The 13,797-nt window shown below is 38.1% G+C and carries 12 protein-coding genes and 1 pseudogene; 9 read left to right on the top strand and 4 right to left on the bottom strand.

Features of this window, described 5'->3' with window-relative positions; genetic code table 11:
- Positions 1-122 precede the first annotated feature (122 nt).
- From R2B72_RS05315 to R2B72_RS05295, 5 genes and pseudogenes are all read left to right on the top strand, one after another.
- A complete protein-coding gene (locus R2B72_RS05315; RefSeq protein ID WP_318615299.1) occupies positions 123-1,307 on the top strand; it encodes a hypothetical protein in 1,185 nt (394 codons plus the stop codon).
- A gap of 586 nt (positions 1,308-1,893) precedes the next feature.
- Positions 1,894-2,628, top strand: coding sequence for a hypothetical protein (locus tag R2B72_RS05310; protein ID WP_318615297.1), 735 nt, complete (start codon positions 1,894-1,896; stop codon positions 2,626-2,628).
- Between the two features lie 519 nt (positions 2,629-3,147).
- Positions 3,148-3,429, top strand: coding sequence for a hypothetical protein (locus R2B72_RS05305; protein ID WP_318615296.1), 282 nt, complete (start codon positions 3,148-3,150; stop codon positions 3,427-3,429).
- A gap of 88 nt (positions 3,430-3,517) precedes the next feature.
- Positions 3,518-5,074 carry an EVE domain-containing protein gene (locus R2B72_RS05300; RefSeq protein ID WP_318615295.1) on the top strand — a complete coding sequence of 519 codons (1,557 nt, stop codon included), beginning with the start codon at positions 3,518-3,520 and terminating at the stop codon, positions 5,072-5,074.
- An 868-nt stretch (positions 5,075-5,942) separates the two neighbouring features.
- Positions 5,943-6,041, top strand: a pseudogene (locus R2B72_RS05295) (YneF family protein); the annotation flags it as partial.
- A gap of 127 nt (positions 6,042-6,168) precedes the next feature.
- Here R2B72_RS05295 and R2B72_RS05290 read toward each other — a convergent pair.
- Positions 6,169-7,095 (bottom strand): alpha/beta hydrolase, encoded by a 927-nt coding sequence (locus tag R2B72_RS05290; RefSeq protein ID WP_318615294.1) that lies wholly within the window; start codon positions 7,093-7,095, stop codon positions 6,169-6,171.
- 18 nt (positions 7,096-7,113) lie between these two features.
- A complete protein-coding gene (locus R2B72_RS05285) occupies positions 7,114-8,013 on the bottom strand; it encodes a hydroxymethylglutaryl-CoA lyase (RefSeq protein ID WP_318615293.1) in 900 nt (299 codons plus the stop codon).
- Between the two features lie 76 nt (positions 8,014-8,089).
- Here R2B72_RS05285 and R2B72_RS05280 point away from each other — a divergent pair, with 76 nt between their 5' ends.
- Together R2B72_RS05280 and R2B72_RS05275 are read left to right on the top strand one after the other, a co-directional pair.
- Positions 8,090-9,274, top strand: a complete 1,185-nt coding sequence (locus R2B72_RS05280; protein ID WP_318615292.1) for an acetyl-CoA C-acetyltransferase — start codon at positions 8,090-8,092, stop codon at positions 9,272-9,274.
- Positions 9,275-9,296: 22 nt separating this feature from the next.
- Entirely contained in the window at positions 9,297-9,551 is a 255-nt protein-coding gene (locus tag R2B72_RS05275) for a YqkE family protein (protein WP_318615291.1), read from the top strand.
- A 169-nt stretch (positions 9,552-9,720) separates the two neighbouring features.
- Here the strand turns inward: R2B72_RS05275 and R2B72_RS05270 are convergent, their stop codons facing one another.
- Complete coding sequence (locus R2B72_RS05270) at positions 9,721-9,993, bottom strand: alpha/beta-type small acid-soluble spore protein (protein ID WP_318615289.1); 273 nt, start codon at positions 9,991-9,993, stop codon at positions 9,721-9,723.
- Positions 9,994-10,246: 253 nt separating this feature from the next.
- Here R2B72_RS05270 and R2B72_RS05265 point away from each other — a divergent pair, with 253 nt between their 5' ends.
- Both R2B72_RS05265 and R2B72_RS05260 read left to right on the top strand, forming a co-directional pair.
- Positions 10,247-11,233 carry an ABC transporter substrate binding protein gene (locus tag R2B72_RS05265; protein WP_412177798.1) on the top strand — a complete coding sequence of 329 codons (987 nt, stop codon included), beginning with the start codon at positions 10,247-10,249 and terminating at the stop codon, positions 11,231-11,233.
- A gap of 644 nt (positions 11,234-11,877) precedes the next feature.
- A complete protein-coding gene (locus tag R2B72_RS05260; protein ID WP_318615287.1) occupies positions 11,878-12,513 on the top strand; it encodes a GGDEF domain-containing protein in 636 nt (211 codons plus the stop codon).
- A 218-nt stretch (positions 12,514-12,731) separates the two neighbouring features.
- On the opposite strand, the gene R2B72_RS05255 is transcribed toward R2B72_RS05260, so the two are convergent.
- Positions 12,732-13,796, bottom strand: a complete 1,065-nt coding sequence (locus R2B72_RS05255; protein WP_318615286.1) for an aminopeptidase P family protein — start codon at positions 13,794-13,796, stop codon at positions 12,732-12,734.
- Position 13,797 lies beyond the last annotated feature (1 nt).

Genomic DNA, 13,797 nt, shown 5'->3' with positions numbered 1-13,797 from the left:
AGCGGTTGAATCTGCGTTAAAATATAAGTTTATTGATTAGCAGCCCTATTATATTTTGTTTACAAAAAAGTAGCAGCGTGATATATTTGACTTAACAAAGAAGTTTAAGGAGATTGGTAGTTATGGCGAAAATGCATGAAGATTTAACAATGTTTGCAGATTTAAACCCTACTCAAAAAACTCATACACAAAGTATGGAAACACTTTGCAAAGAGATTGAATCTGAGAATTTAGTTTTACCAGTTTATCAAACAGGATTACGTTGGATAAAACAAAAAAATGTAGACTTGTATAATTTTATATATCGAGGAAAAGCACCTGTTGCGCCAATTTCAATGAATATAATTACAGATGTTGAAAAAGCCATAGAGCAAGTATCTTTTATTCATAGAAACTTAATAACTGGTAATTTGATGGGTAAACATTCTGTTACAGACGGGCAGCAACGTCTTAGTTGCTTATATAAAGCATATATTAATGATGCAGAATTTGAAGATATTGTTTTTGATGTCAGTAGAGCTAAGTTTATGATTGTGACTTCTGCTATTAAAAACTATCAAATTCCTGTTGGGATACTATTAAATAAAAATGCGGAAGTTTTCTATAACTATATGAATAGTAATTCATTTTTAAAAAATGACATTACTAAAGATGCTGTCTTATCAGTGAGAAAGAAATTTTTTGGTTATAGTTTTGTAATAAATATGGCTGAAAATTTAAATGAAGAAGAGCAAATAGGGTGGTTTGAAGTATTAAATAATGCGGGTAGTCAAATTTCTAAACTTCAAATGAAATTTTCTAAAATGTTAGTTCAAGGATTAGATATTTATCCAGAGTATGTAAATAAATTCGTGGAAAAAATTGAAACAATTAATTTGATGAAATTATTTAAAACGAAGGATACAGAAGTTTCTTATCCAATTGCAGTTTTAAATCCAGCGTATGAGGTATTAACTAAACAGCCAACTCACGCTTTAAATTTTTGTCCAATTCCATCAGATACAAAAGAAGGTAGTTTAGTTAAACTAAAACCTGCGGAACTGAGAGAGATAATTAACAATACACTAAATTATTTAGATGAAACTATTTTGTTTATTAAAAATGAGAATTTAAAAAAGCCTACACGTATGGAACAAATAACTTATTTATTAGGTGTATTCATCTTTAATGGCTCTAGTGAACTAGTAGATGAGAAAAAACAAAGATTAATTGACTGGTATAATAATGTAGGATTTACCAATATGCCAAATGCTGTAAGACGACAAACGTTTGATACATTACTACAAGAAATTGTTTTGGAAGATTAGACAATGAATTTAAATCAATATAACTAACAGACAAGTAAACGGTCACTTTTATGTTTTGCTATTTATGTACTAACAGAAAATCCCTTATTATCAAAAACTGTATCTGTTCTATTCTTAATGGTATAGGTGATTGAGATTTAGGCTATAAAATAGACTAGTTTCCGATATTTTGGCGATGAGGAATAGGGGAATCGAAGCTACCTGCTACATGCACACAAATAGACGACCTTGAACGAGTAAGTAAAAGTAAATGATACTAATGATTATCAAAAATATATTATGTACTTTGCTTCCAATTTATTGTGAAGTATAGGTAACTCACCACCTGAACTAAAATTAGGAGGTGTTAGCGTATGGTACGTAAGGCTGTGAAAGCAAGACCGTACAAGTGTTTCTGTGAGGGGCGACTTGAACATGTCTGAGAGCATTACCGTTCGTATCCAACACGCTAGACTTCTGAGTTAGGTTCAACTCTCCATAGTTAACTTTGGCGGTGAGTTATCTTATTGGAATGAATAGGTAGTATGTGAGAGCTAAAAATAGGCTCTCTTTTTTGATTCTAAATTTAATAAAGTAGGTGAATGAAGTGATAACCGCACAACTATATCTATACCAAGAGTTGAGAGTAAGATTCCAAAAACCTTATGATTATTATCTGGATGTGTACCTAAATAAAATTTCTTTAGTTTTTAATAACTTAGAAGAAGAAGCTGATAACATAGCTCAAAATCATTATGAAAAGTTAGGGCATTATTTTGACCCTGATAGACATGATGTAGCTGATTTTGCAGATTCTGCATTTGAAAAAGGCTTAGAATATTATGAAGCTGTTTCTTTAGTCAAGTACAATAATCAGTTGATGTGGATTTCTACGATATATCAGTTTTGGGAGCAGCAAGTAAGAAAGTTCTTGTTCGATGAAATCAAACATTCAGAGATAACTTTATTCACTAAGAATGGGAGAGAAATCGAGTTTTCAAGATTTTGTACGAGAGGAATTAATGACATTAAGGAACAATTTCTAAGCTTTGGTCAAAATTTAGAGCAAATGTTATGTTGGGAAACCCTAGATGAACTGAGGCTACTAGCTAATGTTATCAAACATGGTGAGGGCGGTTCTGCAATTGAGCTAGAAGAGTTAAGACCTGATTTCTTTATATCAGAAGTAACAGATAATAACTTAATGAGAGTTCATAGAACTGTTCTCAATGAACGAGTATTGAATGTTAAAGATACAGACTTCATTAAGTATAAAGAAGCACTGCAAAGTTTTTGGAGAGAGCTTCCTGAGCGACTTTATTGTGAATATAACGAAATATAATAGGAAGAAGCATATTAGTCTTGGTAGAAGATTATATAACAGGAATAGGTTGTAGGTCATGTTAGCCACACAAACCCTCTGTGGAGATGGAGAAACTCCCTATGAGACTTGAGATTGATTCCATATGGTATCCGTAAGAACACTACCTAAGTTTGCTTTGAACAGAGGGGTAGCCCCTGTATTTCCGATAATGAAGTAGGGTATCTTCTTGTATATTGGTGACCTGCTACACTCACACAAATTAGATATGCTGACGAAACGACTCGATAGCATTAGTGTGGATAGAAGTTGTAGCTGCAGAACTTGCTGAACCAGTTGGTGCTGAAATGGGCGGCATGTTCAGATATAGTTTGCATAGGCGGGGCTAATTACCAAATTAACATTAGCCCTTTTCTAGCTGAAGGGGTGGTAGTAGGTGTATCCAAATGATATAAAAGTAAGTGAATTGTCGATATTAGAAGGATTTATAGGACTTTTGTAGAATGTTAATATTGAGTGCAATTATTAGGAGGGGATAAAATGGCAATTCATCAGCAGCCTATAGATTACATAGATATTCCTGCACCACAACATAGTAATGATGCATATTATCGTGTTGTTTATGGGGATGTAGATTGGGAAGAAAACAATCAATTCAAGCGTGCGATTTACATTATAATGGGATATGGAGACAAGTTAACTTACCGCAGAGTGGCACATATTTTGACAACGCCAAATACCCCTAATGATGTTTCGGATTTAGAAAAAGTATTAGCAGCCATTCAAAGATTAAAAGACCGTAATCAAACGTATAACGATTAAAATGAATAACATTGCACAAATACCTACCTATCTAGTTTGATAGGTAGGTATTTGTAAATTGGAATAATTATAAAGGTGGAGATTCATTGTGAAAACATGGATATTTCAAGGTAATCCAACAAAGTTTAATGTTGATGACTATTTACTAGAAAATCAGTTTATCTGGTGGTCAATTAGACAAGAGCACTATGCAAAGGATATTAGTATTGGCGATGAAGTGTATATTTGGCGTTCGGATGGTGGCAATAAATCTAGTGGTGGAGTAATTGCCAGAAGTGAGGTAGTTTCTTTACCGCAAGAGTATACAAATGATGATGAATCTCTAAAATATTGGTATGAAGATGTTAATGGTAGCTACCTAGCTGTCGAACTTGAAGTACTAGAAGTAGAAGTAACAAATGGTTTGAATCGCTTGGAGTTTAGAGAACATGAAGTCTTATCAGAACTGCTTATCTTAAGGTTGCGCCAAAACACAAACTACCTATTGAGTGACGAACATGGTAGCCATTTACGCCAATTATGGTATGCCAGAGTTCCTCCAACGCAACAGACTGTCGATAAACGATTCAGATTAGTTGAGAGTCTTGATGAGTTAAAGATAAACATTAAGCAGTTTATGAAAGATGTTAAAACGGTAGAAAAGCAAATTTCAAGTTTTCAACAATGGTATTACATACATGAAGAGAAGTTGTTAGCTCCAAGTAAGTTTATAGGTTATGAAGGCATGAAAGGAGATATGTATATTGATAAAGAGGCAATTGCAAGGACTGATGGCAGGGCAACCGTAAATCATTTAAAGCAATGGTTTAAGCCTTCAGATAATCCGCTGTTAAGAAAATACGTTGAACAGCGTCTAGATGGTCGCACTCGTAAAGACTACACAGTGAATATTTTGAAAAGTGAAGCAGGAACTATTGATAAAGTTTATTCTCAGGAGACTGGAGATTATTCCTTGCCGCCGTTACACCCAAGTGGAAGAATTAGAGAATTTAATTTTTATTCGGATGAACTTAAAGCAGACGTGATATTTGAACACTTGGTTAATAATGAAACTCACAGATGGTTAGATATGAATGTGCTTGGTATAGAAGATGGAAGTACAAAAGGTCGTAGTTCTGCAAATATCCTTTATTATTTGGGGATGAAAGCAGACTATAGGGGGATTTTCCAGGAGGAAGAATTGAATGAAGTGATTCAGATATTAGAAACTAAGGGAGAAGCTTATTCAGAAGTTACCCGACTATTAAAGTTATTGGATGAAACAGAACTAGATAGAAGTATTGATTCAGACCTTGAAGCGGAACAAGCTGAAGAAGGATATGGAATCGAAGGGCATGTTAAACATTATAACGGTAAACGCTACGAACGTGATTCTAAGAATAGAAAGTTAGCAATAATGAAACATGGAGTGAACTGTTATGCTTGCGATTTTAACTTTGAAGATGTATATGGTGAGCGAGGAAAAGACTTTATCGAAGTGCATCATATTAAACCTTTAAGTACATTGGAAGAAGCTGCTGAGATTAATCCTGATACGGATTTAATTCCTTTATGTGCGAACTGTCATCGTATGGTACATAGAAGGAAGGATGATGTATTAAGTATTGAAGCATTAAAGGAACTTATGTTGAGGATTGAGAAGTAAAATCAATCTTTTATTTGTGGTCATGTCACAGCTAGGGCAATTAACTAGAGTCAATAATGGAGCTATAAAATGAGGGGGAAAACACGAAATTTGTATATTTTAACGATACAGGTAGAAACATTGGTATTCATCCATCAATCGAGGCACATGGTACAAAATATGATATGTCAACAATTCATCCATTAGAATTACGGACTTTACTTTACCCGAAAACACATATCTTTGGGTGAAAATGTGGGATTAAGGAGAAGTACATTGACTTAGTATTTTAGTCTCTTCTGAAAGTGAATACTAAGAATCTTCATTTGACTGGAGTTGATATTGTAGTTTTTTTCTTGCGCTAGTCTCATGTGACCGTACACCTTCATTAGAATCATTTTCTACTCATAGTGGGCGGAGTGTAAGAACCTGTCAGAGAGGCATTTAAGAGGTTCTAGTGAACGTGAGATGTAGTGAGAGGATAGCCCCCCTAATTCCGACAAAACTGAAAATTGAATATAGCGATGTCCGTGTCCCGTCCTGTCAACACCACTTGACCCCTAAATCGAAACGATATACCAACAAGCTTGTGAAGTTGAAGCATATTGAGTTTCTACCTAGTCTATATGCGAATAGAAACAGGGATTGTTGTGATGTGAGGGTTGATAGCTCTATGTCTATCTATGTTTTGTGACCATATCACTTTTCGCACGCACTTATATTTGATTGGGTATTTAAGGAACGAATGTTGATTAATGCCCTCAATCAGGAAAATTAATCAATCAACTAATTTAGTGCCAGATAGCTAGACGTATTTTACCTCCTGTGCTATACTTCTCTCATCGGTAAATTTGGTCAAGATAGTTGACGGAAAGCCCGTAGGTATCACGTTTTGATGCAAATGGGACAAAAACCGTCACAAAAGAAAATTAATCAAATGATGACACAAATGAATAAAGCTAGTGAAAAGAGCACGAAGAAGAAATAATTTTCTTCATCAATCGACCACTTATTCTGTTGAAAGTTAACAGAAGAGTGGTTTTTTTAGTGTAACCCTGACATCTGGTGCATTTCCAATAACCCACCTTCCATTCAGTGAAGAGTGGGTCAGTTTATTATTGCGAAAAACCAAAGCGACCTAAAAAATCTCGTACGGTCAATTCATATTGCATAGGGTTATCATTGTAAGATTTGGCATGTGCCCCTTTTGGAAATAATTTCAGCATTTTATCGCCAGCCTTGGCCTCGTATAATTCTTCTGTCATATACGGCAAGATAAAATCATCTTCCATGCTATGGATAAATAACACGGGGATTGTAATGTTATTAACGACCTCCCGTGGTGACACAAGGTTTGTCGAATAACCATCTCGCATTTTAAGAAATAAATTGCCGATTCGCAGCATCATGGCTGTACGTAGTGGTGTTTCCGTTCGTAGTACATGGAGAATTTGCTCAGTGAAATCGGAGAATGGGCAGTCTGCCACAAGAAAATCTACTTCATCCTCGTAGGTACCCGCAAATAAAATTGCCGTGGCTGCCCCCATTGATTCCCCGTGAATCCCGAGCAACGCCCGTTTGCCAATTCGCTCACGCACTGCTTGGACAATCGCCTGTAAATCAATTTTTTCATAATAGCCAAAACTCGTCGTCTTGCCACCAGAATCTCCGTGTCGTCGGTGATCGTACACAACCGAATTAAAACCGAGCCGTTCAAATAGACGAGCATATTTCATCGAATTAATCTTATTTTCCGTCACGCCATGACAGATGATGACAGTTCTAGTTGTCTCAAGCGGTTTCAAAAAGACTGCTTTTAAACGATAGCCATTCGGGGAAATGATCCACATGTCATCCTTGCGTACCGTTTCATACCAATATTCATCAAACCTTTTCGAAAGAATTTCTCGTTTCATAATCAACCCAGGATTCTTAGGTTTCAAAAACATCATCTTATTCGTTAAGAAAATACCCAAAATAGTTATTAACGCCGTGAAAATACCGGAAATAATACCGGTGATATACAGAACACGCCGTTTCATCGTCAATTCTCCCCTCTATTATTGTCCATTTAAGAACAATCTGTACATGCCTGTATCAATGGACCGTGACACATATGGTGCAATGACTTGGACAGCCTCACATACTTTTTTTACATCAACCCCTGTTTGGATACCAAGCGTGTCGAGCATATGCACAACATCTTCCGTCGCTACATTGCCCGTAGCACCAGGGGCAAATGGACAGCCACCTAACCCGCCGGCAGATGTATCAAAGCGGTCAATGCCAGCTTGTAGTGCAGCAAAAATATTGGCCATCGCCATTTTGCGCGTATCGTGGAAATGTGCTGTCAATAGAACGTTAGGCAGTTCTTCCTTCAGAGTTTTAAATAAGTCATAACTTTCCTGTGGATTAGCCATGCCAATCGTATCAGCCACGCTTAATTCATCCACACCAAAAGCCGCGAACCAGTGGCATAATGCAAGAGTTTCTTCAGGATTTATCTTTCCCTCGTATGGGCAATAAAATGCAGTGGAAATGCAGGCGCGGACAAAAACGCCGGCTGCTTTTAATGTTGCAATAACGGCTTGTAGTGCTTCCATACTTTTAGCTGTTGTGCGGTTAATATTTTTTTCGTTAAATGAATTGCTGACCCCTACGAACACAGCGATGCTACGCACACCCGCTTCGAGTGCTAGTTCTGCGCCTTTTGCATTCGGTGCTAGGACGAATTGCCGTCCAATGTGTTGCGTCTTTGCAATAATTTCCTTGGCATCTGCCATTTGTGGCACCCACTTCGGCGATACGAATGAAGTCAGCTCCATTTCCGTAATGCCTGCCCCTTGAAGTGCCCGTATGAATGTGAGTTTATGCTGTGTATCGACCTGTTTTTTGTCATTTTGCAGCCCATCCCGCGGACCGACCTCGATAATCGTAACGTTGTTTGGTAAAATAAACATAACATCCCTCCTCTAGTATATTGTACTGAAGGGATGCATATACAGGCAACTTGATAAAGGGAATGGGGGAAATTTCATGTCAACAGAAGTCGTAATCGTCAGTGCGGTCCGTTCCGCCATCGGTTCTTTTTTGGGTTCATTGAAAGATGTATCTGCAACAGATCTTGGTGCGGCGGTTATTCAAGAGGCATTGCAACGCGCGGGAGTGGATCCTGACAATGTGGATGAAGTGATTATGGGGAATGTGTTACAAGCAGGGCTTGGTCAAAATCCAGCACGTCAAGCCGCCATCAAAGCGGGGCTTCCTGAAACAGTTCCATCTCTCACCATTAATAAAGTATGTGGTTCTGGGTTAAAAGCCGTTCATTTAGCACGTCAAGCCATTATCGCAGGGGATGCAGACATTATCGTTGCAGGCGGCATGGAAAATATGAGTCAAGCGCCTTATTTGTTGAAAAATGGGCGAGAAGGCTTTAAAATGGGTGATCAGAAAATCATAGACAGCATGATTACAGATGGTTTATGGTGTGCATTCAATGATTATCATATGGGTATTACAGCTGAAAATTTATGTGATCGTTATGCGATTACACGTGAAGAGCAAGATACGTTTTCAGCACTGTCACAACAGAAAGCAGTTACTGCTATTGAAGCAGACGTATTTAAAGATGAAATTGTGCCGATTGCTATTCCGCAACGGAAAGGCGAGCCAATTATTTTTGATACAGATGAATATGTTAAAGCAGGAACGACGGTGGATAAGCTAGGGAAATTGCGTCCAGCCTTTAAAAAAGACGGTAGTGTTACGGCAGGAAATGCTTCGGGTATCAATGATGGAGCGGCAGCACTCGTCATCATGTCAAAAGCGAAGGCAGACGAACTCGGCTTGACTCCGCTCGCAACGATCGCGGCAAATGGCAATGCAGGCGTCGATCCTGCAGTTATGGGTATTGGCCCTGTTCAAGCTGTTAAACAGGCGCTTGACAAAGCTGGTATGCAACTGTCTGACATTGATTTGATTGAAGCGAACGAAGCATTCGCGGCACAATCGATTGCTGTCGATAAAGAACTAGGGTTTGATCAAGAAAAACTGAACGTCAACGGCGGGGCAATCGCACTCGGTCATCCAATCGGCGCTAGTGGCGCACGGATTCTCGTCACACTCCTTCACGAAATGAAGCGTCGTGACGCCAAATCAGGACTCGTAACACTGTGCATCGGCGGGGGGCAAGGCGTCGCAACCATCGTTACGCGACCATAAATTATGAAAGCAGGTGAAACAAATGGCAAAAAAACGTAAGCAAGTAGCACCAACACGTTCAAATAAGGTAGAAAATGATAGGTTGACGTTATCTGACGCACTCGGCGATGATATTCTTGCAAAGTTGAAGGCTGCTAAACAACAATTATCGGCTGCAGAACAGGCGAAAGAAGAACAGCGTCAAGAAGAGATTCGTCGTGAACGCAAAGAACGCGAGAAGAATAAAAGTTTCGAAGAACTTCTCAATGAATATGGGGACGTTGGATCGAAGTTTTAAAGGGGAGAGCACTGACTGTAACTGGGTCGGTGCTTTTTTATTGGGGAATTGTCATGGCAAATCGTCGGACTGTAAGTATACCGAGAAACTGTTGAAACAGTCAGTGTAACATCAAGCAATCACAAATAATAAAACGCTAATCCATTCTCTCATGGATCAGCGTTTTATTTCATTTCTTCGCCATATTCTCCTGCGCCATCCGAACCATTTCTTTCACCATATTGCCACCAATCGGACCACCGATTTTTCCAGCCTGTTCAGATGTGAGTTTGCCGTTATAGCCTTTCGTCAACGGAATACCAAGCTCATCTGCAATTTCGTATTTCACATTGCCTGGATCGGCTGTATCAACTTTGTAGCCTTGTGCACTCATCACATCTGCTTTTAATTGATCCAACGCTTTGCGCGCTTCTGGTACTAGAATTTTATTATTTTTCGCCATCTTATTCCCTCCTTAATCATGTAGTGTTTCCCGAAATCGAGCGTTCATTCTGCCACTCATTTGAGAAGGAATTTATTAATAAAATTATATGTTACAAGTCCTAAATTGGATAAATCGAGGTCTGCAAAATATGTAAGCGCTTAATAGTAAGATGTATTCAAAATTGTATTGACTATTAATTAGAGACCGTGTAATCTTATGGAAAATTAAGAACTTTGTATAATTTTTATACAAAAAGGGGAGGAAGGAAATCATGAGTAAATTGAAAAAAATTACAATTATTCTATTCAGTGCTATGTTACTACTTGTAGCCTGCGGTGGAGGAAATCAAAATCCATTATCGGGCAACGAGTGGAATGGCAAGAAATATACAGTAGGGGTCACGCAAATTGTGGAACATCCGTCATTGAATGCTGCTTATGAAGGTTTTAAACAGGCACTAGCAGATGCGGGGCTTGACGTAGAATATCAAGTGCAGAACGCACAAAATGATAACAGTACAAATATGACAATTGCAACTAACCTTGTGAATTCCAATGTCGATTTAATTTTTGCGAATTCGACTTCAAGTGCACAGGCTGTGGCAAGTGAGACACAAGAAATTCCAATCGTGTTCACATCTGTGACGGATGCTGTCGGTGCTCAATTGGTTGATTCATTAGAAAATCCGGGTGGGAATGTAACAGGCACAATCGATTTACATCCAGATGTTATTCCATTAACGATGACGTTTCTGAAAAAGCAATTAGGGGCGAAAAATATTGGTGTAGTGTTTAACGCAGGAGAACAAAATGCACGCGTTCAGATTGACAAGGTGAAAGAGCTGGCAAAAGAAATGGATTTGAACATTATTGAAGCTTCTGTTGCCACATCGGCGGATGTTAAACAAGCTGTCGATTCGTTGATTGGGAAAGTGGACTCTTTGTACATCATTAAAGACAATACAGTTGTTTCAGCGCTCGAATCTGTCACATCAGCTGCGTTTGATAATAAACTGCCGATGATGGTCGGTGAACTAGACTCCGTCAAACGAGGCGGTTTAGCAGCATACGGCTTCAGTTACCACGATCTCGGTTATGAAACAGGTCAAATGGCTGTCAAGATCTTAACGGGAGAAAGCAAGCCTTCTGAGTTACCTGTTCAAGTAACGAAAAACTTGCAGTTTGTTGTGAATGAAGAAACCGCATCTGCAATTGGGCTTGACATTAAAGAGGAATGGCAAGCTGAAATTAGTGAATAACTACGAAAAAAGCATGGCCCCCGGGGACCATGCTTTTTCCATCCCTCTGCAAAAGGGAATCGCACTCGGAAAATTTGATAGTTTTTTCAATTACACAAACTGTTCTGCCTAACGATCATTTACCCATCGCTCGTCTGTGCAGTTTGATTGGACCGATTCAAGTTGGAATGTCACATAATGTTACATGTGATTTTCTGTTTGTAATCAGGCATCAAGTTGCACTTCCACAAAAAACTTTCCTTCTACTGCATAGTTCACACTTCAGTGAATGGAACTTGGGTCTTTCAGTTCCTGACGAGTGTATCTAATCGCAAGTCAAAGCAAATTTTCCGCCAAGGCCGTGCAGTTCATCATAGGAAATCATTGTAGGTTGCTCGTCTACAATGCCGTTCTTCCTAGTTGTTTCGCCTTGTATTCTTTATATACCCGACCTCTATAAAGTTAAACCATAATAAACAATTTTTTAAAAAAAGTGTTTCATTTTCTATTTGATACCGTAAAAGACTTTGTCGCTTTAATAAAATGTTGATAGGATTAAGGAAACTATATACTACAAAGGGTGAGAAAAAATGTAGTGAATTAAGTTGCAGTCCATTCTGTGGTAGTGTAATATACCTGCATGCAGTGTAGAAATGAGTGATTATATGAAGTATGTAGGTAGGATAGCCGCTATTCTAGTAGTTATTGTATTCAATGTTCTCAGATATTTTTATTATCATTATTATTTAGGGCTTCCGTTTAAAGCAAACTTTTTTATATTAACAATCATTTTTTTAGCGATTGCTGCCTGGTGCGGAAAGCAATATGATTTGGTGAAATACTATTCTGAAAAGGACCCTTTAACAGATACATTTAATCGTCGAACAGTAGAACAGCATTTCAAAAACTTTTTGAAAGATTGTAAAAAAGAAAATAAAAAACTGGCTGTTATTATGATGGACCTCAATAAATTCAAAGAAATTAATGATACATACGGACATAATAAAGGTGATGAGTTATTAAGTCATTTTGCATATCTAATAAAAAAATCTGTTAAGAACAATGATGTAGTAGCACGATGGGGTGGTGATGAATTTCTCATTCTCGTACCTGATAGTAAAGACGATTTTGAGTCGATTTATATCCAAGAGCTTCAACAAAAATTAGCTAGTGAAAACTTTGAGAAGTTTTCTTCAGTAGGCGTGTCTCTTGGTTTTGCTATTTATCCCGATGATGGGCAAAGCCTTCAAGAATTAATACAGAAAGCTGATGGAGCGATGTATAAGGCAAAAGGGGCTTGATTTGGAAGAGGAAAGTAAATATAAAAATGAAACAAGAAATCCGAGGAAGATAGAACAGTTCCTCGGATTTTTGATGATCCCTTCGGAACCTGCTTTTGAATAGAAAACACCGGAAATCCTTCGACCAAACGTCGATGGACTTCCGGTGTTATTTTATGTGTGCGTCAATCCATTTGAAGATTTGAGAATGCGATATTTAATTTCGAGTGCCTACCCAATCACAAAATAATCAACTCTTTTCGAGATTTTGTAATAATCTCGATGCTATCCTTTTTCAAGATGATGTCATCCTCAATACGCACGCCACCAAGATTAGGTATGTAGATGCCTGGCTCTATTGTTAGCACCATTCCTTCTTCTATGTGCTGTTCACATGTTGGGTTCATGAAAATATCTTCATGGATATATAGGCCAATCCCATGTCCCATGCCATGACCATAATTGTCGCCATAGCCTTTTTCACTGATCAAATTACGAGTAAGAGCATCTGCTTCTTTACCAGTCATTCCTGCCTTTATGCCCGACAGCGCATTTTCAAGGGCATCATGAACGATACCATAGATTTCCTTCAGCTTAGGATTTGGTTCTCCAACTGCAATCGTACGTGTCATATCAGAGCAATAGCCTTGATAATAAGCACCAAAATCAAGCGTAATCATATCGCCTTTTTCCACTACTTTGTCACTCGCTACACCATGTGGCAATGCGGAACGAGCACCAGATGCGACAATGATATCGAAGGAAGAAGAAGTTGCCCCTAATTTTCGCATATGAAATTCCAATTCATTCGAAATTTCAATTTCAGTTCGTCCGGGTTGAATAAAGGTTAAAATATGCGAAAATGCAGCATCTGAAATTTCCGCAGCTTTTTTCAAAATGGCAATTTCAGCTTCGTTTTTAAACATCCGTAACGTTTCCACCACATTGGCAACAGGTACTAAATCTGCTTTAACGGCTTTAACGAGCTGGGAATGATAAAAATAGGTTTGATGCTTCTGTTCAAATCCAAGCTTCTTTATACCCAGATTTTCTGCAAGTGTAGCAATCTCTTCAAAAATAATTGACCGATCTAATTCTTTGACGGTGAAATTCGTAGCTTGTGCATTTGCTTGACTGACATAACGGAAATCGACCAATAAAAACGCATCTGTCTTCGTCACAATAACTGTCCCTGCACTACCGGTAAAATCTGTCAGGTATCTCCTGTTATATGCATCCGTAATAAGAATCCCGTCAATTCCTAAGTTGTCAAACGTTGCTCTTAACTTTGCTAATTTCTCCATT

This window comes from Sporosarcina sp. YIM B06819 (assembly GCF_033485175.1).
GTDB lineage: Bacteria > Bacillota > Bacilli > Bacillales_A > Planococcaceae > Sporosarcina.
Note: the sequence above shows the minus strand (reverse complement) of the source record. Positions and strands in the feature narration are given on the sequence as shown.